At 56.2% G+C, this 25,786-nt stretch carries 24 protein-coding genes; 17 read left to right on the top strand and 7 right to left on the bottom strand.

What is annotated here, in order from left to right; genetic code table 11:
• The first annotated feature begins 32 nt into the window (after positions 1-32).
• Positions 33-755 carry a dihydromonapterin reductase gene (folM, locus tag ACTJJI_RS06050; protein ID WP_014831662.1) on the top strand — a complete coding sequence of 241 codons (723 nt, stop codon included), beginning with the start codon at positions 33-35 and terminating at the stop codon, positions 753-755.
• On the opposite strand, the gene ACTJJI_RS06045 is transcribed toward folM, so the two are convergent.
• Positions 752-1,087, bottom strand: a complete 336-nt coding sequence (locus ACTJJI_RS06045) for a GlpM family protein (RefSeq protein WP_014831661.1) — start codon at positions 1,085-1,087, stop codon at positions 752-754. The genes folM and ACTJJI_RS06045 overlap by 4 nt on opposite strands.
• Positions 1,088-1,215: 128 nt before the next feature.
• Here ACTJJI_RS06045 and rstA point away from each other — a divergent pair, with 128 nt between their 5' ends.
• The 3 genes from rstA (at position 1,216) to tus (ending at position 4,851) form a co-directional block, all read left to right on the top strand.
• Positions 1,216-1,932: a two-component system response regulator RstA gene (rstA, locus tag ACTJJI_RS06040; protein ID WP_046887922.1), complete on the top strand. Its 717-nt coding sequence runs from the start codon at positions 1,216-1,218 to the stop codon at positions 1,930-1,932.
• A 617-nt stretch (positions 1,933-2,549) separates the two neighbouring features.
• Entirely contained in the window at positions 2,550-3,848 is a 1,299-nt protein-coding gene (gene rstB / locus ACTJJI_RS06035) for a two-component system sensor histidine kinase RstB (protein WP_440653420.1), read from the top strand.
• 73 nt (positions 3,849-3,921) lie between these two features.
• Positions 3,922-4,851: a DNA replication terminus site-binding protein gene (tus, locus tag ACTJJI_RS06030; protein WP_440653418.1), complete on the top strand. Its 930-nt coding sequence runs from the start codon at positions 3,922-3,924 to the stop codon at positions 4,849-4,851.
• On the opposite strand, the gene fumC is transcribed toward tus, so the two are convergent.
• Positions 4,852-6,246, bottom strand: a complete 1,395-nt coding sequence (gene fumC / locus ACTJJI_RS06025) for a class II fumarate hydratase (RefSeq protein WP_248061629.1) — start codon at positions 6,244-6,246, stop codon at positions 4,852-4,854.
• Between the two features lie 137 nt (positions 6,247-6,383).
• Positions 6,384-8,030 (bottom strand): class I fumarate hydratase FumA, encoded by a 1,647-nt coding sequence (gene fumA, locus ACTJJI_RS06020; protein WP_013096879.1) that lies wholly within the window; start codon positions 8,028-8,030, stop codon positions 6,384-6,386.
• A 197-nt stretch (positions 8,031-8,227) separates the two neighbouring features.
• On the opposite strand from fumA, the gene manA reads away from it, so the two are divergent.
• Together manA and ACTJJI_RS06010 are read left to right on the top strand one after the other, a co-directional pair.
• Positions 8,228-9,403, top strand: a complete 1,176-nt coding sequence (gene manA, locus ACTJJI_RS06015; RefSeq protein ID WP_440653415.1) for a mannose-6-phosphate isomerase — start codon at positions 8,228-8,230, stop codon at positions 9,401-9,403.
• A 98-nt stretch (positions 9,404-9,501) separates the two neighbouring features.
• The gene (locus tag ACTJJI_RS06010) at positions 9,502-11,034 is read left to right on the top strand and encodes a YdgA family protein (protein WP_046887918.1); all 1,533 of its coding nucleotides are present in this window, start codon (positions 9,502-9,504) and stop codon (positions 11,032-11,034) included.
• 39 nt (positions 11,035-11,073) lie between these two features.
• On the opposite strand, the gene ACTJJI_RS06005 is transcribed toward ACTJJI_RS06010, so the two are convergent.
• Positions 11,074-11,928, bottom strand: coding sequence for an alpha/beta fold hydrolase (locus ACTJJI_RS06005; RefSeq protein WP_440653413.1), 855 nt, complete (start codon positions 11,926-11,928; stop codon positions 11,074-11,076).
• A gap of 14 nt (positions 11,929-11,942) precedes the next feature.
• Positions 11,943-12,923: an MBL fold metallo-hydrolase gene (locus ACTJJI_RS06000; RefSeq protein ID WP_440653411.1), complete on the bottom strand. Its 981-nt coding sequence runs from the start codon at positions 12,921-12,923 to the stop codon at positions 11,943-11,945.
• A gap of 107 nt (positions 12,924-13,030) precedes the next feature.
• On the opposite strand from ACTJJI_RS06000, the gene ACTJJI_RS05995 reads away from it, so the two are divergent.
• Positions 13,031-13,927 (top strand): LysR family transcriptional regulator, encoded by an 897-nt coding sequence (locus tag ACTJJI_RS05995; protein ID WP_046887915.1) that lies wholly within the window; start codon positions 13,031-13,033, stop codon positions 13,925-13,927.
• A 2-nt stretch (positions 13,928-13,929) separates the two neighbouring features.
• On the opposite strand, the gene ACTJJI_RS05990 is transcribed toward ACTJJI_RS05995, so the two are convergent.
• Positions 13,930-14,958, bottom strand: a complete 1,029-nt coding sequence (locus tag ACTJJI_RS05990; RefSeq protein ID WP_014831652.1) for a Mal regulon transcriptional regulator MalI — start codon at positions 14,956-14,958, stop codon at positions 13,930-13,932.
• A gap of 178 nt (positions 14,959-15,136) precedes the next feature.
• Here ACTJJI_RS05990 and malX point away from each other — a divergent pair, with 178 nt between their 5' ends.
• From malX to add, 3 genes are all read left to right on the top strand, one after another.
• Positions 15,137-16,729 (top strand): maltose/glucose-specific PTS transporter subunit IIBC, encoded by a 1,593-nt coding sequence (gene malX, locus ACTJJI_RS05985; protein ID WP_014831651.1) that lies wholly within the window; start codon positions 15,137-15,139, stop codon positions 16,727-16,729.
• Between the two features lie 47 nt (positions 16,730-16,776).
• Entirely contained in the window at positions 16,777-17,949 is a 1,173-nt protein-coding gene (locus tag ACTJJI_RS05980) for a MalY/PatB family protein (RefSeq protein WP_440653408.1), read from the top strand.
• Between the two features lie 96 nt (positions 17,950-18,045).
• Positions 18,046-19,047, top strand: a complete 1,002-nt coding sequence (gene add, locus ACTJJI_RS05975; protein WP_440653406.1) for an adenosine deaminase — start codon at positions 18,046-18,048, stop codon at positions 19,045-19,047.
• Positions 19,048-19,091: 44 nt separating this feature from the next.
• On the opposite strand, the gene ACTJJI_RS05970 is transcribed toward add, so the two are convergent.
• Entirely contained in the window at positions 19,092-20,132 is a 1,041-nt protein-coding gene (locus ACTJJI_RS05970; protein WP_440653404.1) for an oxidoreductase, read from the bottom strand.
• Between the two features lie 243 nt (positions 20,133-20,375).
• On the opposite strand from ACTJJI_RS05970, the gene blr reads away from it, so the two are divergent.
• The 7 genes from blr (at position 20,376) to rsxD (ending at position 25,781) form a co-directional block, all read left to right on the top strand.
• On the top strand, positions 20,376-20,501 hold the full coding sequence (blr, locus tag ACTJJI_RS05965) for a division septum protein Blr (protein ID WP_170289847.1): 126 nt from the start codon (positions 20,376-20,378) through the stop codon (positions 20,499-20,501).
• A 233-nt stretch (positions 20,502-20,734) separates the two neighbouring features.
• Positions 20,735-20,950 (top strand): transcription modulator YdgT, encoded by a 216-nt coding sequence (gene ydgT / locus ACTJJI_RS05960; protein ID WP_013096896.1) that lies wholly within the window; start codon positions 20,735-20,737, stop codon positions 20,948-20,950.
• A gap of 87 nt (positions 20,951-21,037) precedes the next feature.
• Positions 21,038-21,478 (top strand): DUF2569 domain-containing protein, encoded by a 441-nt coding sequence (locus ACTJJI_RS05955; RefSeq protein ID WP_014831647.1) that lies wholly within the window; start codon positions 21,038-21,040, stop codon positions 21,476-21,478.
• 76 nt (positions 21,479-21,554) lie between these two features.
• On the top strand, positions 21,555-22,136 hold the full coding sequence (rsxA, locus tag ACTJJI_RS05950; protein WP_014831646.1) for an electron transport complex subunit RsxA: 582 nt from the start codon (positions 21,555-21,557) through the stop codon (positions 22,134-22,136).
• Positions 22,136-22,714 carry an electron transport complex subunit RsxB gene (gene rsxB / locus ACTJJI_RS05945; protein WP_014831645.1) on the top strand — a complete coding sequence of 193 codons (579 nt, stop codon included), beginning with the start codon at positions 22,136-22,138 and terminating at the stop codon, positions 22,712-22,714. Before rsxA ends, rsxB begins: the two co-directional genes overlap by 1 nt.
• On the top strand, positions 22,707-24,728 hold the full coding sequence (gene rsxC / locus ACTJJI_RS05940; protein WP_050859593.1) for an electron transport complex subunit RsxC: 2,022 nt from the start codon (positions 22,707-22,709) through the stop codon (positions 24,726-24,728). The genes rsxB and rsxC overlap by 8 nt, the downstream gene beginning before the upstream one ends.
• Positions 24,729-25,781: an electron transport complex subunit RsxD gene (rsxD, locus tag ACTJJI_RS05935; protein WP_440653400.1), complete on the top strand. Its 1,053-nt coding sequence runs from the start codon at positions 24,729-24,731 to the stop codon at positions 25,779-25,781. It abuts the gene before it with no gap.
• Positions 25,782-25,786 lie beyond the last annotated feature (5 nt).

Raw genomic sequence — 25,786 nt, 5'->3', positions numbered from 1 at the left:
TTTCCCATTGTTGAACTGAAAAGGAGAATACGATGGGAACTGCGCAGCAACGCCCAATACTGATTACCGGTGGAGGCCGTCGTATCGGCCTCGCCCTCGCCCATCACTTTCTCAACCTTCGCCATCCGGTTATCGTCAGCTATCGCACGGAATATCCCTCGATAGACGGGCTACGGAAAGCGGGTGCGACCTGCATTCAGGCAGATTTCTCCACCGACGAGGGCATTCTTGCCTTTGCGGATACGGTCAAGTCGACTACCCATGGTCTGCGGGCCATTATCCATAACGCCAGCGCATGGCTTGCTGAAAAACCCGGTACGTCGCTCAGCGAGACGCTCGCCTGTATGCTGCAGATCCACGTTAATGCCCCCTACCTGCTTAACCATGCCCTGCAGGATCTGCTGCGCGGCCACGGCCATGCCGCGGGTGACATTATTCATTTCACCGATTATGTGGTGGAGCGCGGGAGCGACAAGCATATCGCCTACGCGGCGAGTAAAGCCGCACTGGATAATATGACGCGCTCCTTTGCCCGCAAGCTGGCACCAGAGGTCAAGGTGAACGCCATCGCCCCGGCGATGATTTTATTCAACGAAGGCGATGATGCCGAGTATCGTCAACAGGCGCTGAATAAATCGCTGATGAAAATCGCCCCTGGTGAGAAAGAGGTGATCGACCTAATCGATTATCTGCTCACCAGCTGTTACGTCACCGGCAGAACCTTTGCCGTGGATGGCGGCCGACCGCTGCGCTAGTGGAAGCGGCTCCAGAAGAAAATCAGCACCCAGGCGCTGAGCCCCCAGCAGACCACCGCCCCGCCCAGCGCCAGGGGAAGCCGCAGAAAGCCCGTGAAATACCACAAGGATAACAGGTAGAGAAAATAAGGGATGATGGACCACATGCCAAACACAATGGTCGTGCGCAGCGCCTCAATGCCGCGTTCCGAGGCAACAATGTAGTGTGCAATGAGCGCAAACGTCGGGAACAGGGGAATCAGCCCGGCAATGTAGTAGTTTTTGGTTTTCGCTAGTACGCCAATCAGTAACACCACCAGCGCACCCAGCGTGGCTTTAATCACCAGCCCCATGCTTTTTCCTATAACAATCAAGTAACAATAAGAGCCAGAATAACGGAACTGACGTTAATTATGAAAGATTAATGGAAGGTTAAGGTTACGCGGTGTATGTTGGCATTTTTCGCGATAACAGACGTTGTATGAATAAGATTGTTTATGTTGAAGATGAGCCCGAAGTGGGGCAATTGATCGCCGCTTATCTGGGTAAACATGATATGGACGTCATTGTTGAGCCTCGCGGCGATCGCGCCGAAGAGGTCGTGGTGCGTGAAAACCCGGATCTGGTGCTGCTGGATATTATGTTGCCCGGCAAAGACGGGATGACGCTGTGCCGCGATCTGCGCGCTCAGTGGGATGGCCCTATCGTGCTGCTGACCTCACTGGACAGCGATATGAACCATATCCTGTCGCTGGAGATGGGGGCCAATGACTACATTCTTAAAACCACGCCGCCTGCCGTTTTGCTTGCCCGTCTGCGCCTGCATTTGCGTCAGCACGCCAGCAGTGAACGCGACGCGCCGGCGCAGTCCCTGACGCCGCATAAAGCGATGCGGTTTGGCACGTTATCCATCGATCCCATTAACCGCCAGGTCCTGCTTTCCGGTGAGCTTATCGCGCTCTCTACCGCCGATTTTGACCTGCTCTGGGAGCTGGCCACCCATGCAGGGCAGATTATGGACCGTGACGCGTTGCTGAAAAACCTGCGCGGCGTAAGTTACGATGGAATGGATCGCAGTGTTGACGTGGCTATTTCGCGACTGCGTAAGAAACTGCAGGACAACGCCACCGAGCCGTACCGCATCAAAACCGTGCGTAACAAGGGTTATCTGTTCGCCCCGCACGCCTGGGAAACCTGATCGTGTTGGCAAAATAGCATAACCTGCGCGAAATGAAGGCATTACACGACAATGCCCTGACTTTCGCGCGTTAATTTGCCCGTTGGCGCAACAATTAACTTGCTAAGCCAGCGAACTAATCCATAATTACTTTTCCTGCATTCCTTCTTGAGCTCGCACCGGGCCCGCCACATAAACGTTTTTATCGCGACGCTTTCGCTACCTCTCTCCCATAAAATCTTGAAATGAGGATTTAAGCCTATGACATATATATAGCTACCATGACGTAGAAGCCATCAAAACCAATCTTGAATGGATTGTTAATCAGGCAACGCTTAACCAAGCCTCCCCCGCGCGTGCCGACCAAAAAGCCCTCTTTGATCTTCTGGAACTGATTCAGTCTTACGAAATATTGTTGGATTTAATTAACGAATTCGGAAGCGCCGTGATTGATGCGGAGATCGCGGAAGGCCTGAGCGTGACAGAAAAACTCATCGCCAAAATCAAAAGAAGTACTCACGCCATGTAACAAACCTCGGCACGGCTCAGATAATACGTTTGTCGTGCATGATGGTGGTGAAAACACCGGAAGGTTTTTCATGTATATTCGGCATGTATCGTTTTTTCGGTGAGATTTAATGAAAAAGCTTTTTGTGCAGTTTTATCTTTTGCTGTTTGTCTGCTTCCTGGTGATGACCATGCTGGTCGGGCTGGTCTATAAGTTCACTGCCGAACGAGCGGGCAGGCAGTCGCTGGACGACCTGATGAAAAGCTCACTTTATCTGATGCGCAGCGAACTGCGTGAAATTCCACCACATGACTGGGCGAGAACCTTAAAAGAGCTGGATTTGAACCTGTCGTTCGATCTGCGCATCGAGCCGCTGAAGGATTTCGATTTAGATCCGCCCGCCATGCAGCGCCTGCGTGACGGGGATATCGTGGCGCTGGACGAGAAATACACCTTTATCCAGCGCATTCCACGCAGCCATTATGTGCTGGCCGTGGGGCCGGTCCCCTATCTCTATTATCTGCACCAGATGCGCCTGCTGGATATGGCCCTGATGGCCTTTATCGCCATTTCGCTCGCCTTCCCGGTCTTTATCTGGATGCGCCCGCACTGGCAGGACATGCTGAAACTGGAATCCGCCGCGCAGCGCTTTGGCGAGGGGCATCTTACCGAGCGTATTCACTTTGACAGCGGGTCCAGCTTTGAACGTCTGGGCGTGGCGTTTAACCAGATGGCCGATAATATCAATGCCCTGATTGCTAGTAAAAAACAGCTGATCGACGGGATTGCTCATGAACTGCGTACGCCGCTGGTGCGGCTGCGCTATCGCCTGGAGATGAGCGAAAACCTCACGGCGGCAGAGTCGCAGGCGTTAAACCGCGACATCGGCCAGCTAGAAGCGCTCATTGAGGAGCTGCTGACCTACGCCCGCCTTGACCGTCCGCAGAATGAACTGCACCTCAGTACGCCGGACCTGCCCGCGTGGTTACGAACGCATATTGATGACGTCCAGAGCGTCAATCCGCAACGCACCCTGTTAACGCGCGTCACGCCGGGAGATTACGGCGCGCTGGACATGCGTCTGATGGAGCGAGTGCTGGATAATCTGATGAACAACGCCATGCGCTATAGCCAAAGCACGCTGCGTATTGGCCTGGACTTGCAGGGAAACCAGGCCCGTCTGACGGTGGAAGACGATGGCCCCGGCATCACCCCGGACGCGCGTGAGACCGTGTTCGAACCGTTTGTGCGTCTCGATCCAAGCCGCGACCGTGCGACGGGAGGGTGTGGTCTGGGGCTGGCGATTGTCCACTCCATCGCGCAGGCGATGAGTGGCACGGTGCATTGCGGGGAGAGTGAACTTGGTGGCGCATGCTTCTGCTTTAGCTGGCCGGTATACCATAACATCGCCCTTCCTGTTCCTGCCTGACCTTAACCGCACGCTGGCCTGACCCGGCGTGCTGTGTTATACCATGAGTATGTTGTAACTAATGGGGATTCACATGGCGACATACGATCTTATCGAAAGGCTGAACAGCACCTTTCGGGAGATGGAGCATGAGCTGTTAACGCTGACCGAGCGCCTGCAGGCCTGCCGCCTGTTGGCCGCACGGGTCTTTACCCTTCCGGAGGTGGCGAAAGGCGCAGAGCACGATCCGCTGCAAACCATCGACGTCAAACAGCATATCGGTCAATCCGCGCGGGATCTGGCGCTACAGCACTATCGTCGCCTGTTTATTCAGCAGCAGTCAGAAAACCGCAGCAGCAAGGCGGCCGTTCGCCTGCCGGGGGTGATCTGCCTGCAAACGGATGCCGGAACCCGTGAGGCGCTGGAAACCCAGATTACGCACATCAATACCCTGAAAGCGGCATTTGAAAAGATCATTACCGAAGAGTCAGGCCTGGCACCAGCCGCCCGCTTTGAGTGGGTGCACCGCCAGCTTCCGGGTTTAATCACCCTGAATGCCTACCGTACGCTGACGGTACTGCCTCAGCCCGCCACGCTTCGCTTCGGCTGGGCCAACAAGCACATTATCAAAAACTTTACCCGGGACGAGATCCTGGCCCAGCTGGAAAAAAGCCTGAGAGCGCCGCGCACCGTGGCTCCATGGTCGCGCGAGCAGTGGATTGAGCGCCTGGAGCAGGAGTATCACAGCATCGCGTCATTGCCCGCTGAAACGCGCCTGAAGATTAAACGCCCGGTAAAGGTGCAGCCTATCGCCCGCGTCTGGTATTCAGGCCAGCAAAAGCAGATCCAGTACGCCTGCCCAACGCCGCTGATTGCGCTCTATGATGCCGATCAGGGCGCCGTGGTACCGGACATTGGCGAACTGCTGAATTACGATGCGGAAAACGTTCAGCATCGCTATAAGCCTCAGGCGCAGCCGCTGCAGCTGATTATTCCCCGGCTGCACCTGTATGTGGCGACGTGACTATTTCAGGCTGCCGACCATCGCTTCAGGGCGAACCCAGGCATCAAACTCGGCTTCCGTGAGGTAGCCGAGCGCCAGCGCAGAGGCTTTCAGCGTCAGCCCCTCTTTATGCGCCTTTTTGGCGATCTCAGCGGCTTTGTCGTAGCCGATGTGAGTATTGAGAGCGGTCACCAGCATCAGCGACTCATTGAGCAACTGGCTGATTCGCTCGCGGTTCGGCTCAATGCCGGAGGCGCAATGCGCGTTGAAACTCTCCATGCCGTCCGCCAGCAGACGTACAGACTGAAGCACATTGTGGATAACCATCGGTCGATAGACGTTCAGCTCGAAATTGCCTGACGCACCGCCCATGTTGACGGCCACGTCATTTCCCAGCACCTGACAGCAGAGCATGGTCATGGCTTCACACTGCGTCGGGTTCACTTTGCCCGGCATAATGGAGCTACCCGGTTCATTTTCCGGGATGCTGATTTCACCAATGCCGCAGCGCGGGCCAGAGGCCAGCCAGCGCACATCGTTGGCGATTTTCATCAGGGATGCCGCCAGCCCTTTCAGCGCACCATGCGTGTGAACCAGCGCATCACAGGTTGCCAGCGCTTCAAACTTATTGGGCGCGGTAACAAACGGTTGCCCGGTGATCGCGGCCAGCTCTTCCGCCACGCGCACCGCGTACTCCGGATGGGTATTTAGCCCCGTCCCCACCGCCGTACCGCCCAGCGCCAGCTCAGAGAGATGCGGCAGGCAGTGCTCAATGTGTTTGAGATTGTGTTCCAGCATCGCCACCCAGCCGGATATCTCCTGCCCAAGGGTCAGCGGCGTGGCATCCTGCAGGTGGGTACGCCCGATTTTGACGATATCACTGAAGGCCTGGGCTTTCTCGTTAAGGGTGGTTTTAAGCACGTTTAGCTGCGGGATCAGCTGTTCACGGATGGCGATCACCGCCGCCACGTGCATTGCCGTCGGGAAGACATCGTTGGAGCTCTGGCTTTTATTCACGTCATCGTTCGGGTGAACCTTACGCTCCATACCGCGCACGCCGCCCAGCAGCTCGCTTGCGCGGTTGGCCAGCACTTCATTCATGTTCATGTTGCTCTGCGTGCCGGACCCGGTCTGCCAGATGGCCAGAGGGAATTCATCGGGGTGCTTGCCCGCCAGCACTTCGTCGGCGGCATTGATGATGGCGTTGGCTTTGTCAGCCGCCAGCAGGCCCAGATCCAGGTTTACTTTGGCGGCGGCACGTTTGGTCAGCGCCAGCGCCTGAATCAGCGAGACGGGCATTTTTTCAGTTGAAATGCGGAAATGCTCAAGTGAGCGCTGGGTTTGCGCCCCCCAGAGTTTGTCGGCCGGAACGTCGATCGCGCCCATCGAATCTTTCTCACGGCGATGCGTTGTCATTACTTTCTCCTTGATAATTAAAGATGGGATTGCTCACATGCTTAAGAGATAAGTATTGATGACTTCTGAGAAACGTTATGGCGCTTTGTGCGCTCTTTTTGGTGTCGGGTGGCGTAGCCGCCACCCGGCTTTTTAGCTTACTTCACACATGCCGAACATTGAGAGGACTGGATCTGCTTGAAGAAGTCATTGCCTTTGTCATCCACCAGGATAAACGCCGGGAAATCTTCCACTTCAATTTTCCAGATCGCTTCCATACCCAGTTCCGGGTATTCCACACACTCCAGGCTCTTGATGCTGCCCTGCGCCAGCACCGCCGCCGGGCCACCGATACTGCCCAGGTAGAACCCGCCGTGCTTGTGGCATGCGTCCGTCACCTGCTGGCTACGGTTGCCCTTCGCCAGCATGATCATGCTGCCGCCGTTGGCCTGGAGCTGGTCAACATAGGAGTCCATGCGGCCTGCAGTGGTTGGGCCTAATGAGCCGGAGGCATAACCCTCTGGCGTTTTCGCCGGGCCCGCGTAGTAGATCGGATGATCTTTGATGTACTGCGGCAACCCTTCGCCGTTGTCCAGGCGCTCTTTCAGCTTCGCATGGGCGATGTCCCGGCCGACGATGATCGTGCCGTTCAGGGAGAGACGCGTCGAGACCGGATACTGAGACAGCTGCGCCAGAATCTCTTTCATCGGACGGTTCAGGTCAACGCGAACCGCTTCACCTTCACCGGCTTTACGCAGCGCTTCCGGAATGTACTTACCCGGGTTGTTCTCCAGTTTTTCGATCCACACGCCTTCACGGTTGATCTTCGCTTTGATGTTACGATCCGCCGAACATGAAACGCCCATACCCACCGGACAGGATGCGCCGTGGCGCGGCAGACGGATCACACGCACGTCGTGAGCAAAGTATTTACCGCCGAACTGTGCGCCGAGCCCCAGATTACGCGCTTCTTCCAGCAGCTCCTGCTCAAGCTGAACATCACGGAACGCCTGGCCGTGTTCGTTACCTTCGGTTGGCAGGCCATCGTAGTATTTGGTCGATGCCAGCTTCACGGTTTTCAGCGTCGCTTCCGCCGACGTGCCGCCGATGACAAAGGCGATATGGTATGGCGGGCAGGCTGCGGTCCCCAGGGTACGCATTTTTTCCACCAGATAGTTCTTCAGCTTGCCCGGTGTGAGCAGCGCTTTCGTTTCCTGGTAGAGGTAGGTTTTGTTGGCTGAACCACCGCCTTTGGCGATGCAGAGGAATTTGTACTCGTCACCGTCCACGCTGTAGAGGTCAATCTGCGCAGGCAGGTTGGTACCGGTGTTGACCTCTTTATACATATCCAGCGCCGCGTTTTGCGAGTAGCGCAGGTTGTCTTCGGTGTAAGTGTTATAGACACCGTGCGCCAGCGCGGCTTCATCGCCGCCACCGGTCCAGACACGCTGGCCTTTTTTACCCACGATGATGGCCGTACCGGTGTCCTGGCAGGTCGGCAGAATGCCTTTTGCCGCGATATCGGAGTTACGCAGGAACTGCAGCGCGACATACTTATCGTTTTCGCTGGCCTCCGGGTCGCTCAGGATATCGGCCACCTGCTGCTGATGCGCAGGACGGAGCATAAACGAGGCGTCGTGGAAGGCGTGCTGCGCCAGTAACGTCAGCGCCTGTGGATCGACTTTGAGGATCTCCTGCCCTTCAAACTCAGAGACAGAGACGTGATCGCGGGTTAACAGGTAATATTCGGTCTGATCCTTACCGAGCGGGAAAGGATCCTGGTAATGAAAGGGTTTGTTCGACATTGTTCTCTCACTTACTGCTTCAGTCTGATTATTTGGGCAGATGTTCCGCTGCCCGCTTAAAAGCGAGTCAGCTTATCCTACACAATTTTTTAACAAAAACTGAGACTAGTACGACTTTTTACATCCGCAGGTTACTTCCATGTGGTTTATTGCTTTAATACCCGGAGTTTATTCCACATTTGAATCAGGGCTTGATAATGCAAAAACTCATCAACTCAGTGCAAAACTACGCCTGGGGAAGTAAAACTGCGTTAACGGAACTCTACGGTATCGCGAACCCGGACAACCTGCCCATGGCAGAACTGTGGATGGGCGCCCACCCGAAGAGCAGCTCAAAAGTTGAAGATACCAGCGGCCAGGTGCGCGCGCTGCGCGACGTCATTGATGCCAATAAAGCCACGCTGCTGGGCAACAGCGTGGCCAGCCGTTTTGGCGAGCTGCCGTTCCTGTTTAAGGTGCTGTGTGCCGATCAACCTCTCTCCATCCAGGTTCACCCGAACAAGAAAGCCTCTGAAATTGGCTTTGCAAAAGAGAATGCGGCCGGTATCCCGTTAGATGCCGCCGAGCGTAACTATAAAGATCCGAACCACAAGCCGGAGCTGGTCTTTGCGCTGACCCCTTTCCTGGCGATGAACGCGTTCCGCGAGTTCTCCGAGATCATCTCGCTGTTGCAGCCGGTCGCAGGAGCGCATAACGCTATCGCGCATTTCCTGGCAACCCCGAACGCGGAAAGCCTGAGCCAGCTGTTCGCCAGCCTGCTCAACATGCAGGGCGACGAGAAATCCCACGCCCTGGCGGTGCTGAAAGCGGCGCTGAACGACCAGCAGGGCGAACCATGGGACACCATCCGACTGATTTCTGCGTTTTACCCGGACGACAGCGGCCTGTTCTCCCCGCTGCTGCTGAACGTGGTGAAGCTCAACCCTGGCGAAGCCATGTTCCTGTTCGCGGAAACCCCGCACGCCTACCTGCAGGGTGTGGCGCTGGAGGTAATGGCCAACTCCGACAACGTGCTGCGCGCGGGTCTGACGCCGAAATATATCGACATTCCTGAACTGGTGGCTAACGTGAAGTTCGTGGCGAAACCGGCTGCCGAGCTGCTTACTCAGCCCGTCAAAAATGGCGCAGAGCTGGACTTCCCTATTCCGGTTGACGATTTTGCTTTCTCCCTGCACGACCTCAGCCAGACCGAAACGACCATCGCGCAGGAGAGCGCGGCGATCCTGTTCTGCGTTGAGGGCGAAGCGACGCTGCATAAAGGCGAACAGCGTCTGGTGCTTAAGCCCGGGGAGTCAGCATTCGTTCCTGCTAATGAGTCCCCGGTCAGCGTAAGCGGTACCGGTCGCCTGGCGCGCGTATTTAATAAGCTATAGACACTACTGAATTTTTTAACAACTCTTGCTAAGCTAGTGGCAGGCTTTATATCTCCGGGCGGTTTCTACCGCCTGGTTTCATTTTAGGGATAGTCGCAATGAAAAAATCGGTCGTAGCGGTAGGCGTGATTGTAGCGTTAGGCGTAGTCTGGACGGGAGCATCCTGGTTTACCGGGAAGCAGCTGGAGAGCCGTCTGGCTGAGATGGTGGCACAGGCTAACAGCCAAATTAAGCGTGGCGCACCGGAAGCGGGTGTAGAGCTGAGCTATCAGAATTATGAGCGCGGGGTATTCACCAGCCATATGCAGCTTGTGGTGAAGCCCGTTGCCGGAAATGAAAACGGCTGGCTGAAGCCGGGCCAGACGGTGGTGCTGGATGAGGTGGTGAGTCACGGACCGTTCCCGCTGGCGCAGCTGAAGTCCTTTAACCTGATCCCATCAATGGCGTCCGTTCACACCGTGCTGGTGAATAACGACTTAACTAAGCCGCTGTTCGAGCTGGCAAAAAATGAATCACCTTTCGCAGTGGATACCCGCATCAGCTATGCCGGTGACACCAGCTCGAATATCGCGCTGAAGGCGCTGAACTACGAGAAAGAGAACGAGAAAGTCACCTTCAGCGGTGGCAACTTCACCGTAGATGCTGACCGCGAAGGGAACGTGCTCTCCTTGACAGGGGAAGCGCAAAGCGGTCTGGTCAACGCCGTTAACGAATACGATCAGAAGGTACAAATTACCTTCAACAATTTGAAAGCAGACGGCAACAGCCGCATGACCGACTTCAAAGAGCGTATCGGCGATCAGAAACTCTCGATTGATAAGATTGCCATTGCGATTGAAGGTAAAGAGATGGCCGTGCTGGAAGGCATGGACGTTGATGGTAAATCGGATGTCTCCAAAGACGGCAAGAGTATCAACACTCAGCTGGATTACACCCTGAAGAGCCTGAAAGTGCAGAATCAGGATCTGGGTACCGGCAAGCTTTCGCTGAAGATCGGCAATATTGACGGTCAGGCATGGCATGAATTCAGCCAGAAATACAGCAAAGAGAGCCAGGCGCTGCTGACCGATGCCGCCCTGCAGCAGAACCCGGAAGTGTATCAGCAGCAGGCGATGGCCGTGCTGTTCAATAACCTGCCTATCCTGCTCAAAGGTGAACCGGTAATCACCGTCGCCCCACTGAGTTGGAAAAACAGTAAAGGCGAAACCAGCTTTAACCTGTCGCTGTTCCTGAAAGATCCGGCAACGGCAACGGGCGAACCGCAAACGCTGGCCCAGGAAGTGGATCGCAGCGTGAAGTCTCTGGACAGCAAGCTGACGATCCCAATGGATATGGCGACCGAGTTTATGACTCAGATTGCGAAGCTTGAAGGGTACGGCGATGACGATGCCGGCAAGCTGGCAAACCAGCAGGTGAAAGGCCTGGCGGCGATGGGCCAGATGTTCCGTATCACGAAGGTGGACGACAACACGATTTCCACCAGCCTGCAGTATGCCAACGGCCAGGTGACGCTCAACGGTGACAAAATGCCACTGGAGGACTTTGTCGGCATGTTTGGTATGCCTGCCCTGGGCATGCCGGAACCGGCTGAACCGGCAGCGCCAGCCGAACCTGCGGCGCCGCAGCAGTAAACGACAAAACCCCTCGCATGAGGGGTTTTTTATTGCCGGTTAACCTTTCCACCCCGCCAGGAAATCCAGCAGCAGCGCGTTCACTTTCTCTGGCTGCTCCTCCTGCGGCAGATGGCCGCACTCATCGATACCATATGCCCGCAGGTTATCCGCCATTTCGGCCCAGACGCTTTGCATATCGAAGAGCTTACCCACTGCGTGAAAATCATTGCCCCACAGCGACATCACCGGACAGGTAATTTTCACGTCAGCGTCTGCCAGATCCTGTGCCACATCCTCTGCGTTGGCGCGATAGTCAGCCATAGCGCCCCGTACGGCACCCGGCGCCTGATACGCGCGTACATAGGTGTCAAACGCCTCGCCGCTGATGGTAGACGGGTCGTAGGTCCAGTCCGAGAAAAAGTGGCGCAGCCATATGCCTTCTCGCCCCGCAATCAGGGCTTCCGGCAGGTCGGGCACCAGATGAAACAGGAAGAACCAGTATGCACGCGCAATCGAAGCATTCAGATCGCGCGCCACAATGCGCGTGGGCACGTTATCCATCACCACCAGGCGGTCGAGTAACTCGGGATAATCTTTCGCAAAGCGGGTCGCCACCCGCGCCCCGCGATCGTGCCCCACCAGCACCACTTTCTCCAGACCCAGCACGCGCATCAGTTCACGGATGTCACGCGCCATGTTCCGTTTATCATAACCGGATGCGGGTTTATCCGTTTCCCCATACCCGCGGAGATCGGGCGCAATCACGCGATAGTGGCGTGATAAAACCGGTATCTGGTGGCGCCAGGCGTAGTTTGTTTCTGGAAAACCATGCAGAAGAATAACCGGCGCGCCTTCACCCTCTTCGACCACAAACTGACGGATACCGTTTGCCATTACAGTGTAACTTTTCATGCAAATATCCTCACTTATTTCAGCAGAGGCACGTTAGCCGCACGTTGATAAGGACCGTAATTAACCGGGTTCCAGCGATAGCCCTGCTGCCAGGCGGTGATATGCCCAATACCGGGGAAAGGCAGATGCGCCGCAGCCATCCACTCGCCGTCTTTTGCCAGCGCGTTAAATTCCCTCGCGCGGGATGAGATGGCTTTTTTCGAATCGACGTCGAAACGAATAGACACGTCAGGATGCGGGAACTGGACGGCAGGCGCATGGATCAGGTCCCCAATGAAGTTAATGGCCGTTCTCTGTGAAGCAAAACGGTAAACGGTGCTGCCGGGCGTATGGCCAATGGCATAGGCCGTCTGGACTTCAGGAATGGGCGAAGCGGGCGGAACAAAGGTTTTGAGATGTCCTCTGGCTTTATACGATGCCAGCGCACGCCTGGCGATAGCGAAATACGCTTTCGCATTCGCTGGCGCGCTCGCTTCTTTAGCCGGATCGAGCCAGTAATCGGCCTCCCCCTGCGGCACATAAACGGTGGCATTGGAGAACAACGCGTTCCCGTCTGCATCGCTGAGGCCACACACATGATCCAGATGAAGGTGAGTCAGGAAAATCGTATCGACCTGCTCAGGGCGATATCCAGATGCGTTCATATTGCCGATGAGCTGGCCGGCCGTTTCCGCCACGCAGTGGCCACCCCCGCTGTCAATCATGACCAGGTGTTTACCGGTATTCACCAGAAAGGCGTTGAAGGCGGTAGGCATGCGTTCGGCATCGATTTTTTGTTGTGCCAGCAGCTTGCGAACCGCGTCGGGTGAAAGGCCTTGTAACAGCGTAGGCGAAAGGTCGTTATAGCCGTCGAACAGCGCCGTCACCTCGTACTCCCCTACGGCCACGCGATAATAGCCGGGAACCTGCTGTTTTATCTGCGCGGGTACATCGGCCCACGTTGTGCCTGCAAAGAACAGGCTGCTTAACGCCAGCACCGCTTTCAACTTTTTCATCTTCACTCCACATTCATGTTTATCAGAATATGAAGAGACTATGGCAGCGTAACGACAAATAATGTAGATATGTAATTTGATAAGACAGCATAACGAAAAACGAGATAATGAAACTGGAAGATATTGAAGTGTTTGTTGAAGCCGTCAAGGCGGGTAGCCTCGCCGGCGCCGCGCGTCGGCTCTCGATGAGCGCGATGGCAGCTTCACGCGCCCTGACGCATCTCGAAGCGGAGCTGGGGGTTCGGCTGGTACATCGGACCACGCGTTCTCTCTCGCCCACCAGCGACGGGGAGATTTTTCTCCCTCACGCGCAGGCGCTCCTGGAAGATAAAAGCAACGCGCTTGCCGACCTGTTTCCCGACGGGACGCACCTTTCAGGACGCCTGCGCATTACCGCCTCAGCGGGATTTGGCCGAAAGATCGTGGCTCCCATGCTGACCCGGTTCATGCAGCAACATCCCGCCCTGCAGGTCGATTTACTCGCGACCGACGAACAGGTTGATATTGTCGGCAAAGGCATTGACGTGGCGTTACGCATTGCGCCGCTGCGCGACAACCGGCTGGTTGCCCATCGCCTGTGCCATAACCCTCGCGACCTCTGCGCCAGCGCGGAGTATCTGGCTATAAACGGTTATCCCAAATCGTTTAACGATCTGGCGGCACACAGCTGTCTGACCACATCTGACACGGTTCACTGGTCATTCGAACAGGGTGAACAGCGCTACAAACAGAAGGTAACGGGCCGATTCTCCGCGAACTCTGTTGAGGCCATTTTCGAAGCCTGCCTCGGCGGGATGGGCATCGCTAATTTATCTCGCTGGTACGTCGAACCGGCGTTCAGAGAGGGTAAACTTGTACGCATCGTCCTGGAGGATGCCCAGCCGGAATCGCTGGCAGTCTGGGCGGTTTACCCAACCTCGCGCCTGATCCCGGCAAAAGTACGAAAGTTTGTGGAAGCCCTGGAGGCCGAGCTGCTGCGTAATCCGCTTACGCAACAGACCTGAAATTATTTCACCGTCACTAACCGCGCCGCCACAATCTGGTGCCCGGCCTGCACCTCGGCGTTCTCAATGCGCTGCATGATCCTGTCCGCCAGCGTGTAACCCATCTCCCGCGCAGGGGTCGTGGCCCAGACAATGGGCAGATCGTCCAGCGCGTTCTCGCCAACGTCGGCAAATGCCCCTAACGCCACCTGATGGTCGAAGAAAGTTTCAACCCCGCCCTCGCCGCTCTGACGGCCGGCGCGGATCAGACCAAACCAGGCCCCCATCGCAATCACATCGTTATAGCAAATCACGGCGCTTATCGTCGGACTGCTGCGTAGCAGCGCACCGATCGCTTCTGCGGCTTTTTTCTGACTGGATTCACACTCCACCACCCACTCGCTGTGGAACGGTAAACCGTACTTGATCAGCGTCGCGCAATAACCGCCCACCCGTTCGGCGCGGGTCAACGACGAGCTTTTACCGCCGAGCCAGGCAATCCGCTGATGACCGCGACGAATAAGATGTTCGGTCAACATTTGTGCCGCCTGCATGTTGTCTGGTCTCAGGGTATCAGCTTCATCCAGATAACTGGCACGCGACGCAAAGACCAGCGGCACACCTTTTGCGGCCGCACGTTCGCACAATTCACTGCTGACGCCCGACGCTCCGGCAACAATCACCCCATCGACGCCCTGGGTGAGCAGCATGTCGAGCCGGGAAAGAAGCTGGTCCGCCTCGCGCCCACCGTGGAGCAGAAACACCATGCGTCCCTGCGCCTCCAGCGCTTCGGTTAACCCGGCGGTCAGTTCGGCGTAAAAGGGGGACGTCAGGTCACGAACAATCAAGCCAATCACCCCGCTTTGCCCGCCGCGCAGGGCCGATGCCTGGCGGTTACGCACAAAACCCAGTTGTTCAACCGCCTCGTTGACACGCTGACCGGTCGCAGGAGAGATGCGTCCTTTCCCGCTAAGGACCAGTGAAACGGTGCTGACGGAAACGCCAGCCGCAAGGGCAACATCGTTGATGGTGATCTTTTTCGCTACAGCCATGTCTTGGCGTGACTCCCTGATAATGAGATCGGTAAAACGTTTTATCAATACGTTATCTTTATACTACCAGTGAAAGCCTGGGAATGTGATTTAGCGCGCACTAAAGTTTGATAAAACGTTTTATCTTCTCGCAGCATTGAAGCAGACAAACTGATTTTAACCATAAAGGAGTCGTTTTATGACGGCGAAAACAGCACAAAAAATATCGCTGTGGGAGTTTTTCCAGCAACTGGGTAAAACCTTTATGCTGCCCGTGGCGCTTCTCTCGTTCTGCGGGATCATGCTCGGGATCGGCAGCTCGCTCAGCAGTAAGGACGTCATCACGCTGATCCCGTTCCTCGGGACCCCTGTGCTGCAGGCGATCTTTATCTGGATGAGTAAGGTCGGCTCCTTTGCCTTCAGTTTCCTGCCCGTGATGTTCTGTATCGCCATCCCGCTGGGCCTGGCGCGTGAGAACAAAGGCGTGGCGGCGTTCGCCGGTTTTGTAGGCTACGCGGTGATGAACCTCGCGGTGAACTTCTGGCTGACCGCCAAAGGTATTCTGCCCACGACCGATGCTGCGGTGCTGAAAGCCAATAACATTCAGAGCGTGATTGGCATTCAGTCCATCGACACCGGGATCCTCGGTGCGGTGATCGCGGGGGTCATTATCTGGATGCTGCACGAGCGTTTCCACAATATTCGCCTCCCCGATGCACTGGCATTTTTCGGCGGCACCCGCTTTGTGCCGATTATTACCCTCGTGGTCATGGGGCTGTTTGGTTTGATCATCCCGCTGATCTGGCCGGTCTTTGCGCTCGGTATCAACGGCATTGGCCGTATCATTAACGGCGCGGGCGATTTTGGCCCGATGATCTTCGGTACTGGCGAACGTCTGCTGCTGCCGTTTGGCCTGCAGCATATTCTGGTGGCGCTGATTCGCTTCACCGAAGCTGGCGGTACCATGGAAGTGTGTGGCCATGATGTGAGCGGCGCGCTGACCATCTTCCAGGCGCAGCTGAGCTGCCCAACCACTCATGGCTTCTCTGAGAGTGCGACCCGCTTCCTGTCACAGGGCAAAATGCCAGCCTTCCTCGGCGGTCTGCCCGGCGCGGCGCTGGCGATGTACCACTGCGCCCGCCCGGAAAACCGTCATAAAATCAAAGGACTGCTGATTTCCGGGGTGATCGCCTGCGTGGTCGGCGGTACGACTGAGCCCATCGAATTCCTGTTCCTGTTTGTCGCGCCCGTGCTGTATCTCATCCACGCTGTGCTGACCGGTCTGGGCTTTACCGTGATGGCGGTGCTGGGCGTCACCATCGGCAACACTGACGGCAACGTGATTGATTTCGTGGTGTTCGGCATCCTGCACGGTTTGTCCACCAAGTGGTATCTGGTGCCGGTCGTGGCGGCAATCTGGTTCGTGGTGTACTACGGGATCTTCCGCTTCGCCATCACCCGTTTTAACCTGAAAACGCCAGGCCGCGATGCCGAAACCGCCACCAGCGTTGAACAGGCGGTTGCCGGTACCGTGGGCAAGTCGGGCTATAACACCCCCGCAATTCTGGCGGCGCTGGGCGGTGCGGATAATATTACCTCTCTGGATAACTGCATTACCCGTCTGCGCCTGTCGGTGGCGGATATGTCGAAAGTGGATACCAACGCCCTGAAAGCCAACCGGGCAATCGGCGTGGTACAGTTGAATCAACACAATTTGCAGGTGGTTATCGGCCCGCAGGTGCAGTCGGTCAAAGATGAACTGGCCACCCTGATGCGCACAGTCGAAGCCTGATGCCTCCCCCCTCACGCTGAGGGGGTTTTACTTTAAGGACGTACGTCATGTTTGATTTCTCGACCGTTGTCGATCGCCACGGCACCTGGTGTACACAGTGGGATTATGTTGCTGACCGTTTTGGTACCGCCGACCTGCTGCCCTTTACGATCTCGGATATGGATTTCGCCACCGCCCCCTGCATTATCGAGGCACTACATCAACGTATTGATCATGGCGTGTTTGGCTACAGCCGCTGGAAAAACGATGAGTTCCTGACCGCAGTGTCGCACTGGTTCCGGCAACGTTTTAACAGCCGGATTGAGACGGAAACCGTCGTTTATGGCCCTTCCGTTATCTACATGGTCTCTGAACTGATTCGCCTGTGGTCGATGCCGGGAGACGGTGTGGTGGTGCATACCCCGGCTTACGACGCGTTTTATAAAGCCATTGAAGGCAATGCGCGTCACGTGGTGCCGGTTGCTATGGAAAAACAGGCGACGGGATGGCAGGGAAATATGGCCGCGCTTGAGGCCGCCCTGGCGAAACCGGAAAACAAAATACTGCTGCTGTGCAGCCCGCAAAACCCGACCGGCAAGGTCTGGACGCGGGAGGAGCTGACGCACATGGCCGAGCTGTGCGCGCGTTATGACGTGGCGGTGATCAGCGATGAAATTCATATGGACATGGTCTGGGGAGATCATCGCCACACGCCATGGAATACGGTGGCTCGCGGCAAATGGGCGCTTCTGACCTCGGGCTCAAAGAGCTTTAACATCCCGGCACTGACCGGCGCATATGGGTTGATAGGCGATGAAGAGAGCCGCAATGCGTATCTGGGCGCGCTAAAAGGCCGTGATGGTCTTTCCTCCCCCTCCGTGCTGGCACTAACGGCCCATATTGCCGCCTATCAGCAGGGTGAGCCATGGCTTGCCGCGCTGCGCGAGTATCTGGAAGAGAACCTGAAATTTATCGCACGTGAAATGAACAGCGCTTTTCCGACACTCAACTGGACGCCTCCCGAGGCGACCTATCTCGCCTGGATTGACCTGCGCCCGCTAAACATTGACGATCGCGCCCTGCAAAAGGTGCTGATTGAGCAACAGAAAGTCGCCATTATGCCGGGATATACCTACGGAAACGAAGGCAATGGTTTCATCCGCCTGAATGCTGGCTGCCCGCACAGCAAGCTGGAACAAGGGGTGCAGCGGCTGATTGCGGGTATTAACACGCTCCTGTAGTTTGTTTGCGCAACGGAATATTCCCTTGCGCAAATAGCTTTTTACCTCGTTTTGTTTTTATAATGTGGCGCACTTTAACCAGAAAAGAGTGCGACCATGATTGATACACGCCTGCCTTTAACAGATATTCATCGTCACCTTGACGGTAACATTCGTGCCCAAACCATCCTCGATCTTGGCCGCCAGTATAATTTAACGCTTCCTGCTCAATCGCTTGAAACCCTGATCCCGCACGTTCAGGTCACCTCTAATGAACCGGACCTGGTCAGTTTTTTGAGCAAACTCGACTGGGGTGTAAAGATGCTGGCCACGCTGGATGCCTGTCGCCGTGTCGCCTTTGAGAACATCGAAGATGCCGCCCGTAATGGCCTGCATTATGTCGAACTGCGCTTCTCGCCAGGCTATATGGCGATGACCCACAGTCTGCCGGTTGCAGGCGTGGTTGAAGCTGTGATTGAAGGTGTCCGTGAAGGGTGTAAAACCTTCGATGTGCAGGCCCGTCTGATTGGCATCATGAGCCGTACCTTCGGCGAAGCGGCCTGTCTGCAGGAGCTGGAAGCGCTGCTGACGCATCGTGACGCGATCACCGCAGTCGACCTGGCCGGGGATGAACTGGGCTTCCCGGGCAGCCTGTTCCTCTCTCATTTCAACCGCGCACGTGATGCCGGCTGGCATGTTACCGTTCACGCGGGTGAAGCGGCGGGTCCGGAGAGCATCTGGCAGGCCATCCGTGAACTGGGTGCCGAGCGTATCGGCCACGGTGTTAAAGCGGTGGAAGATCGCGCCCTGATGGATTTCCTCGCTGAGCAACGTATCGGCATTGAATCCTGTCTGACGTCAAATATTCAGACCAGCACCGTGTCCGCACTGGATAAGCATCCGCTGAAAACCTTCCTCGAACACGGCGTGCTGGCCTCGCTGAACACGGACGATCCGGCGGTACAGGGCGTGGACATTATCCACGAGTATACGGTCGCTGCACCACAGGCGGGCCTGAGCCGCGAGCAGATCCGCCAGGCGCAGATGAATGGGCTGGAGATGGCGTTCCTCACGCCGGAAGAGAAGCAGGCGCTTCGGGATAAGGTGGCAAACGCGTAACCCCTTTGCCGGGTGGCGGCTACGCCCTACCCGGCCCACTAAACTTATGCCAGACAGAGCGTGGCGCGATGTTTGGCAGATTCAATGCCCAGTTCGATCAGCTCCATGATCTGAATCGCCTGGCTGGCTGGTACCGGGTTTTCACCCGTGCCGTTCAGCGCATCACGCACGGCCGCATAATATGCCGGGTAGTTCCCCGGGATCGTCAGCAAGGTTTCTTCCACCAGCGTCTCCCCCTCCACTTTGGTCACCACCCCGTCGCGCATATCATATCCCCAGTCTTCCTGTGGCAGACGCTCGCCGTTTTTCAGACGCTCTTCCTGCGGATCGAGGCCAAACTTCACGTAACTGCCGCGCGTGCCGTGAAGGATATAACGGGCCGATTCCGCAGCCGCGACCATCGTTCCGTGCAGCACTATCCGGCGCTGCGGGTAGCTTAGAACGGCATGAAAATAATCGGTTGTTTGTGCGCCGGGTCTGAGCTGAGCCAGGTCAACCGTCATGCTTACCGGCAGGCCAAACAGATTCACGGCCTGGTCGAGCAGATGCGGGGCTAAATCGTACCAGATGCCGCTGCCTGGCCCGGCCTGTTCACGCCAGCGGTTTCGCACCTGCGGCCGGAAACGGTCAAAGTGCGATTCAAAAAAGGTTATTTCCCCGAGCATTCCCTCGCTGAGCAGCGCTTTTACCGTCAGAAAATCGCTGTCCCAGCGGCGGTTATGAAACACCGACAGCAGTCTGCCAAGGCTTTTCGCCAGCGCGTCCAGCTCGCGTGCCTGAGACAACGTCACGGTAAAGGGTTTATCCACCACCACGTGCTTACCGGCTTCCAGCGCAGCCTTCGCCAGCGGGAAATGCGTGTCGTTCGGCGTGGGGATCACAATTAAATCAATATTCGGATCATTGAAAAGGTGCTTAGGCTCAGAGACAACCGGCACGCCAGGCCAGTCGGCATGTACTTTAGTCGCATCACTGCTTGAAACGGCCGCCAGCGCCATTCCAGGCGTGCCGGCAATTAACGGCGCATGGAATGTTTTGCTCGCATAGCCGAAACCAATAAGTCCGACACGGATGCTATCACTCATAATACTGCCCTCTCCTGTGATGTTCTTATTTCACACTGGCTAACCTGGCTTCATAACAGATTAAGCATGTGCCATATGACTTAAAATAGCATCCTGCACCGGTTGTTTTTGTTACATGGGTTTAACCCTCTGATTGCGTTTAAGGGAACCGTTCCCAAAGTACTTGCTGTCAACCAACTGTCGCTGTAACATTTGCAACCGGTATTTATGGATAAATTACAAGCACGAATTATGACGTCAATTATTAATCGAATCATTGAATTAGCGGGATGGATTGTTCTTGGGGTATCGGTCATTTTGCTCGGCGTTGCCAGCCATATCGATAACTACCAACCGCCGGAGCCTGCCACTGTCGCGCAACCTAAGTAACCGGTTACGGCAATAAAGAGTGACACAATATGTCAGTTACGTATTGCCAGTCCTGGTGAACACGGTTAACCTTCTCTTCCAGGCATCATCTGATGCCTGAATCTTTCAGCAAAGAAAACTCCTAATTTAGTCGCGTTACCTGAGTGGGCAGTTTACGTCTTTATTAATCCGTTTATTATTCAAACGAATTACCTTTACGGGTATGACTCACTTTTATATGGAAACTTATTAATATGACAGTTCAGGACTATTTATTAAAATTTCGTAAGATCAATTCCCTTGAGAGCCTGGAAAAACTGTTTGACCACCTGAACTACACGCTGTCGGATAATCAGGACATCATCAATATGTATCGTGCTGCGGACCATCGCCGTGCGGAGCTGGTTTCCGGCGGGCGTTTGTTTAACGTCGGCGAAGTGCCCAAGTCCGTATGGCGTTACGTTTTATAAGAAAGTAGCCATCCGCGCGAAATGTTATATACTCTCCGCCCTGCAAACTGGCTGTACAACATTTCGCGCAGATTTATGGGAGAGTTCATGACCGCAACGCCTGGAGAAAGAATTGGAGGCTGGTTAATCGCCCCACTGGCATGGCTGCTGGTTGCATTATTAAGCGCCTCACTTGCGCTGCTGCTTTATACCACCGCGCTGGTTACCCCTCATGCAATCCAGACCCTGATGTCGCAAAGTGTGCTGAATATTACCCTGTGGTTCGTGTCGTTCGTCTTCGCGATCGCAATGTGGTACTACACGCTGTGGCTGACCATTGCGTTCTTTAAACGTCGCAAGAGTGTGCCGAAGCACTACATAATCTGGCTGCTGGTTTCCGTGCTGCTGGCGGTGAAAGCCTTTGCTTTTTCACCGGTTTCGGATGCCCTGGCCGTTCGTCAGCTGCTTTTCCCGTTACTGGCTGCAGCGCTTCTGGTGCCGTATTTCAAGCGTTCGACGCGGGTGAAGAACACCTTCGTGAACCCGTAATAACCTTACAGTTAACCTGTTGTCGCCTGTTGTGGTTTATCCGATAATAGGCGGCTTTTTTATTTCAGGCTGAATAATGACCGATTACTTACTGCTCTTTGTCGGCACTGTGCTGGTTAACAACTTCGTTCTGGTGAAGTTCCTTGGCCTGTGTCCGTTTATGGGCGTGTCCAAAAAGCTGGAAACGGCAATGGGCATGGGGCTGGCGACAACCTTCGTCATGACGCTGGCGTCCATCTGCGCATGGTTGATTGATACCTGGATCCTCATCCCGCTGGGTTTAGTCTATCTCCGTACACTGGCCTTTATTCTGGTCATTGCCGTTGTGGTGCAATTTACCGAAATGGTGGTGCGCAAAACCAGCCCGGCGCTCTATCGCCTGCTGGGTATCTTCCTGCCATTGATCACCACCAACTGTGCCGTTCTCGGCGTGGCGCTGTTGAACATTAATCTCGGACACAATTTCATGCAGTCGGCGCTGTACGGTTTTTCCGCCGCCGTCGGTTTCTCGCTGGTGATGGTGCTGTTTGCCTCTATTCGTGAGCGCCTCGCCGCAGCGGATATCCCTGCGCCATTCCGCGGTAACGCGATTGCGCTGGTGACCGCAGGTTTAATGTCTCTGGCCTTTATGGGCTTTAGTGGTCTGGTGAAGTTGTAATGAATACCATCTGGATAGCCATCGCCTCCATCAGCGTGCTGGGGTTGGTGTTTGGCCTTATTCTGGGTTACGCCTCCCGCCGTTTCGCGGTAGAGGACGATCCTGTTGTTGAAAAAATTGATGAGCTTTTGCCGCAAAGCCAGTGTGGGCAGTGCGGTTACCCTGGCTGTCGCCCCTATGCAGAAGCCGTGGGTGTTCAGGGTGAGAAAATTAACCGCTGTGCGCCCGGTGGCGAAGCGGTAATGCTGAAAATTGCGGCCCTGCTTAACGTTGATCCGCAGCCGGTTGATGGCGATGCGGATGTGCAGGAGCCCGTGCGTGCCCTTGCCGTAATCGACGAAGCGAACTGCATTGGCTGCACCAAATGTATTCAGGCGTGCCCTGTCGATGCCATTGTTGGCGCAACCCGCGCCATGCACACCGTCGTGGCGGATCTGTGCACCGGCTGTAACCTCTGCGTGGCGCCCTGCCCGACGCAATGTATCGAGTTGCGCCCGGTTGAAACGACTACCGAAAGCTGGAAGTGGGACCTTCAAACCATTCCGGTTCGCAACATTCCTGTGGAACAACATGCTTAAGTTATTTTCTGCTTTCAGAAAAGAGAAGATTTGGGACTTTGACGGCGGCATCCATCCGCCGGAGATGAAAACCCAGTCCAGCGGCACGCCGCTGCGTCAAATTCCGCTGGCGACCCGTTTCGTTATGCCGCTGAAGCAGCACATTGGTGCTGAGGGCGAACTGTGTGTAAAAGAAGGCGATACCGTCCTTCGCGGCCAGCCATTGACCTTTGGTCGCGGACGTATGCTGCCGATCCACGCTCCGACATCCGGTAAAGTGGTGGCGATTACCCCTCACACCGTGGCACATCCGTCAGCCCTCTCCGAGCTGAGCGTCATTATTGAAGCCGACGGCGAAGACCGCTGGTTCGAACGCGATGGCTGGAGTGACTACCGCGCTCACAGCCGGGAAGCGCTCATCGAGCGTATCCATCAGTTCGGCGTTGCCGGGCTGGGTGGCGCAGGGTTCCCGACCGGCGTCAAACTGCGCGGTGGCGGCGATAAAATTCAGACGCTGATTATCAACGCCGCCGAATGCGAACCCTACATCACCGCCGATGACCGCCTGATGCAGGACTGTGCCGCGCAGGTCGTGGAAGGGATCCGTATTCTTGCCCATGTGCTGCAACCGCGCGAAGTGCTGATTGGTATTGAGGACAACAAACCGCAGGCCATCTCCATGCTGCGTGCGGTGCTCGCCGGTAGCCACGATATTGGTCTGCGCGTCATTCCGACCAAATACCCTTCTGGCGGGGCGAAACAGCTGACGCAAATACTCACCGGGAAACAGGTTCCCCACGGCGGCCGCTCTTCTGATATTGGCGTGTTGATGCAAAACGTAGGCACCGCCTACGCCGTGAAACGTGCGGTGATTGACGGTGAACCCCTGACCGAACGCGTGGTGACGCTGACGGGTGAGTCCGTTTCTCGTCCGGGCAACGTCTGGGCGCGTCTGGGTACACCGGTCCGTCATCTTCTGGAGCAGGCCGGATTCTGTCCCGGCAGCGATCAGATGGTGATCATGGGCGGCCCATTGATGGGCTTTACCCTGCCGTGGCTGGACGTCCCGGTCGTAAAAATCACTAACTGTCTGCTCGCCCCCTCTGCGACCGAAATGGGTGAAGAGCAGGAAGAAAAAGGCTGCATCCGCTGCAGCGCCTGTGCCGATGCCTGCCCGGCGGATCTGCTTCCGCAGCAGTTGTACTGGTACAGCAAAGGCCAGTTGCACGATAAAGCGCAAGCGCATAACCTGGCCGACTGCATCGAATGCGGCGCCTGTGCCTGGGTCTGCCCAAGCAACATTCCGCTGGTGCAATACTTCCGTCAGGAGAAGGCTGAAATTTATGCCATCTCGATGGAAGAAAAACGCGCCGCCGAAGCGAAAGCCCGCTTTGAAGCGCGCCAGGCTCGACTGGAGCGCGAAAAACTGGCCCGTCAGGAGCGTCATAAGCAGGCTGCCGTTCAGCCCGGCGAGAAAGATCAGGATGCCATTAACGCGGCGCTGGCTCGCGTTCGCGAGAAAAAAGCAACGGCGGCGCAGCCTGTCGTGATCCCGGCTGGCGAGAAACCGGATAACAGCGAAGCCATTGCCGCCCGTGAAGCGCGTAAGGCCGCGGCCCGCGCACGTCAGGCAGAAAAAGCGCAGACCGCGCAACCGGAAGCCAACGTCGATCCGCGTAAAGCGGCCGTTGAAGCCGCCATTGCCCGCGCGAAGGCCCGTAAAGCGGGAGAGCAGCAGGTAGTCGTTGAGCAGGAGGCCGTAGATCCGCGTAAAGCGGCGGTGGAAGCCGCAATAGCCCGAGCCAAAGCGCGTAAAGCGGCCCAGCAACCGCAACCGGCCGCAGAAGAGGCACCGGTCGACCCGCGTAAAGCCGCAGTCGAAGCAGCTATCGCCCGCGCTAAAGCCCGTAAAGCGGCGCAGCAGGAAGAACAGCAGCCGGCCGCAAACGACGATCCACGCAAAGCCGCAGTCGCCGCCGCGATTGCACGCGTTCAGGCGAAGAAAGCCGCACAGCAAGCAGTTAACGAGGATTAAATGGTTTTCAGAATCGCAAGTTCCCCTTACACCCATAACCAGCGCCAGACGTCGCGCATTATGATGCTGGTCTGCCTGGCCGCGTTGCCTGGCATTGCCGTCCAGTGTTGGTTTTTCGGCTGGGGAACCCTGTTCCAGTTAGTGCTGGGCTGTGCCAGCGCCGTAGCGGCAGAAGCGCTGGTGCTGAAGCTGCGTAAGATGCACGTCTCCCGTATCCTCAGCGATAACTCGGCCCTGCTGACGGGTCTGCTGCTGGCCATCAGTATCCCACCGTTTGCACCGTGGTGGATGGTCGTGCTCGGTACCGTGTTTGCGGTGATTATTGCCAAACAGTTATACGGTGGACTGGGCCATAACCCGTTTAATCCGGCGATGATCGGCTATGTGGTACTGCTGATCTCCTTCCCGGTGCAAATGACCAGTTGGCTGCCGCCGCATGAGATCGCCGCCACCGTGCCTGGTTTTATGGATGCCCTGCATGTGATCTTTACCGGTCATACGGCGTCCGGTGGCGATATGAACACGTTGCGTATGGGCGTGGATGGTATCAGCCAGGCCACACCGCTCGACACGTTTAAAACCGCCCTGCATGCCGGGCACAGCGTTGAGCAGATCATGAAGTCGGCTATCTACAGCGGCGTGCTGGCGGGTGCGGGCTGGCAGTGGGTTAACCTGGCGTATCTGCTGGGCGGCCTGTTCCTGCTGCAGAAGAAAGCGATCCGCTGGCATATTCCGGTCAGCTTCCTTGTCACGCTGGCAGTCTGCTCCACGCTGGGCTGGTTGTTATCTCCTGAGTCCCTGGCCAGCCCGCAGATGCATCTGCTCTCTGGCGCGACCATGCTGGGCGCCTTCTTTATTCTGACCGACCCGGTGACCGCCTCGACCACCAACCGTGGCCGCCTGATCTTTGGCGCGCTGGCCGGTCTGCTGGTGTGGCTGATCCGCAGTTTTGGTGGTTACCCGGACGGGGTGGCATTCGCTGTCCTGCTTGCCAACATCACCGTTCCGCTCATTGACTACTACACGCGCCCGCGCGTGTACGGCCATCGTTAAGGGTT

This window comes from Enterobacter sp. 22466 (assembly GCF_052044775.1).
Lineage (GTDB): Bacteria > Pseudomonadota > Gammaproteobacteria > Enterobacterales > Enterobacteriaceae > Enterobacter > Enterobacter dissolvens.
Note: the sequence above shows the minus strand (reverse complement) of the source record. Positions and strands in the feature narration are given on the sequence as shown.

Excerpts from the sequence above, each read along its gene's own strand:
- rsxB (WP_014831645.1), top strand. The coding sequence starts at position 22,136 with ATGAATACCATCTGGATAGCCATCGCCTCCATCAGCGTGCTGGGGTTG.
- manA (WP_440653415.1), top strand. The coding sequence starts at position 8,228 with ATGCAAAAACTCATCAACTCAGTGCAAAACTACGCCTGGGGAAGTAAA.
- ACTJJI_RS05955 (WP_014831647.1), top strand. The coding sequence starts at position 21,038 with ATGACCGCAACGCCTGGAGAAAGAATTGGAGGCTGGTTAATCGCCCCA.
- ACTJJI_RS05980 (WP_440653408.1), top strand. The coding sequence starts at position 16,777 with ATGTTTGATTTCTCGACCGTTGTCGATCGCCACGGCACCTGGTGTACA.
- rsxA (WP_014831646.1), top strand. The coding sequence starts at position 21,555 with ATGACCGATTACTTACTGCTCTTTGTCGGCACTGTGCTGGTTAACAAC.
- tus (WP_440653418.1), top strand. The coding sequence starts at position 3,922 with ATGGCGACATACGATCTTATCGAAAGGCTGAACAGCACCTTTCGGGAG.
- fumC (WP_248061629.1), bottom strand. The coding sequence starts at position 6,246 with ATGACAACGCATCGCCGTGAGAAAGATTCGATGGGCGCGATCGACGTT.
- folM (WP_014831662.1), top strand. The coding sequence starts at position 33 with ATGGGAACTGCGCAGCAACGCCCAATACTGATTACCGGTGGAGGCCGT.
- ACTJJI_RS05970 (WP_440653404.1), bottom strand. The coding sequence starts at position 20,132 with ATGAGTGATAGCATCCGTGTCGGACTTATTGGTTTCGGCTATGCGAGC.
- malX (WP_014831651.1), top strand. The coding sequence starts at position 15,137 with ATGACGGCGAAAACAGCACAAAAAATATCGCTGTGGGAGTTTTTCCAG.
- ydgT (WP_013096896.1), top strand. The coding sequence starts at position 20,735 with ATGACAGTTCAGGACTATTTATTAAAATTTCGTAAGATCAATTCCCTT.
- ACTJJI_RS06000 (WP_440653411.1), bottom strand. The coding sequence starts at position 12,923 with ATGAAAAAGTTGAAAGCGGTGCTGGCGTTAAGCAGCCTGTTCTTTGCA.
- rsxD (WP_440653400.1), top strand. The coding sequence starts at position 24,729 with ATGGTTTTCAGAATCGCAAGTTCCCCTTACACCCATAACCAGCGCCAG.
- fumA (WP_013096879.1), bottom strand. The coding sequence starts at position 8,030 with ATGTCGAACAAACCCTTTCATTACCAGGATCCTTTCCCGCTCGGTAAG.
- add (WP_440653406.1), top strand. The coding sequence starts at position 18,046 with ATGATTGATACACGCCTGCCTTTAACAGATATTCATCGTCACCTTGAC.
- ACTJJI_RS05990 (WP_014831652.1), bottom strand. The coding sequence starts at position 14,958 with ATGGCTGTAGCGAAAAAGATCACCATCAACGATGTTGCCCTTGCGGCT.
- rstB (WP_440653420.1), top strand. The coding sequence starts at position 2,550 with ATGAAAAAGCTTTTTGTGCAGTTTTATCTTTTGCTGTTTGTCTGCTTC.
- ACTJJI_RS06010 (WP_046887918.1), top strand. The coding sequence starts at position 9,502 with ATGAAAAAATCGGTCGTAGCGGTAGGCGTGATTGTAGCGTTAGGCGTA.
- ACTJJI_RS06045 (WP_014831661.1), bottom strand. The coding sequence starts at position 1,087 with ATGGGGCTGGTGATTAAAGCCACGCTGGGTGCGCTGGTGGTGTTACTG.
- ACTJJI_RS05995 (WP_046887915.1), top strand. The coding sequence starts at position 13,031 with ATGAAACTGGAAGATATTGAAGTGTTTGTTGAAGCCGTCAAGGCGGGT.
- rsxC (WP_050859593.1), top strand. The coding sequence starts at position 22,707 with ATGCTTAAGTTATTTTCTGCTTTCAGAAAAGAGAAGATTTGGGACTTT.
- ACTJJI_RS06005 (WP_440653413.1), bottom strand. The coding sequence starts at position 11,928 with ATGAAAAGTTACACTGTAATGGCAAACGGTATCCGTCAGTTTGTGGTC.
- rstA (WP_046887922.1), top strand. The coding sequence starts at position 1,216 with ATGAATAAGATTGTTTATGTTGAAGATGAGCCCGAAGTGGGGCAATTG.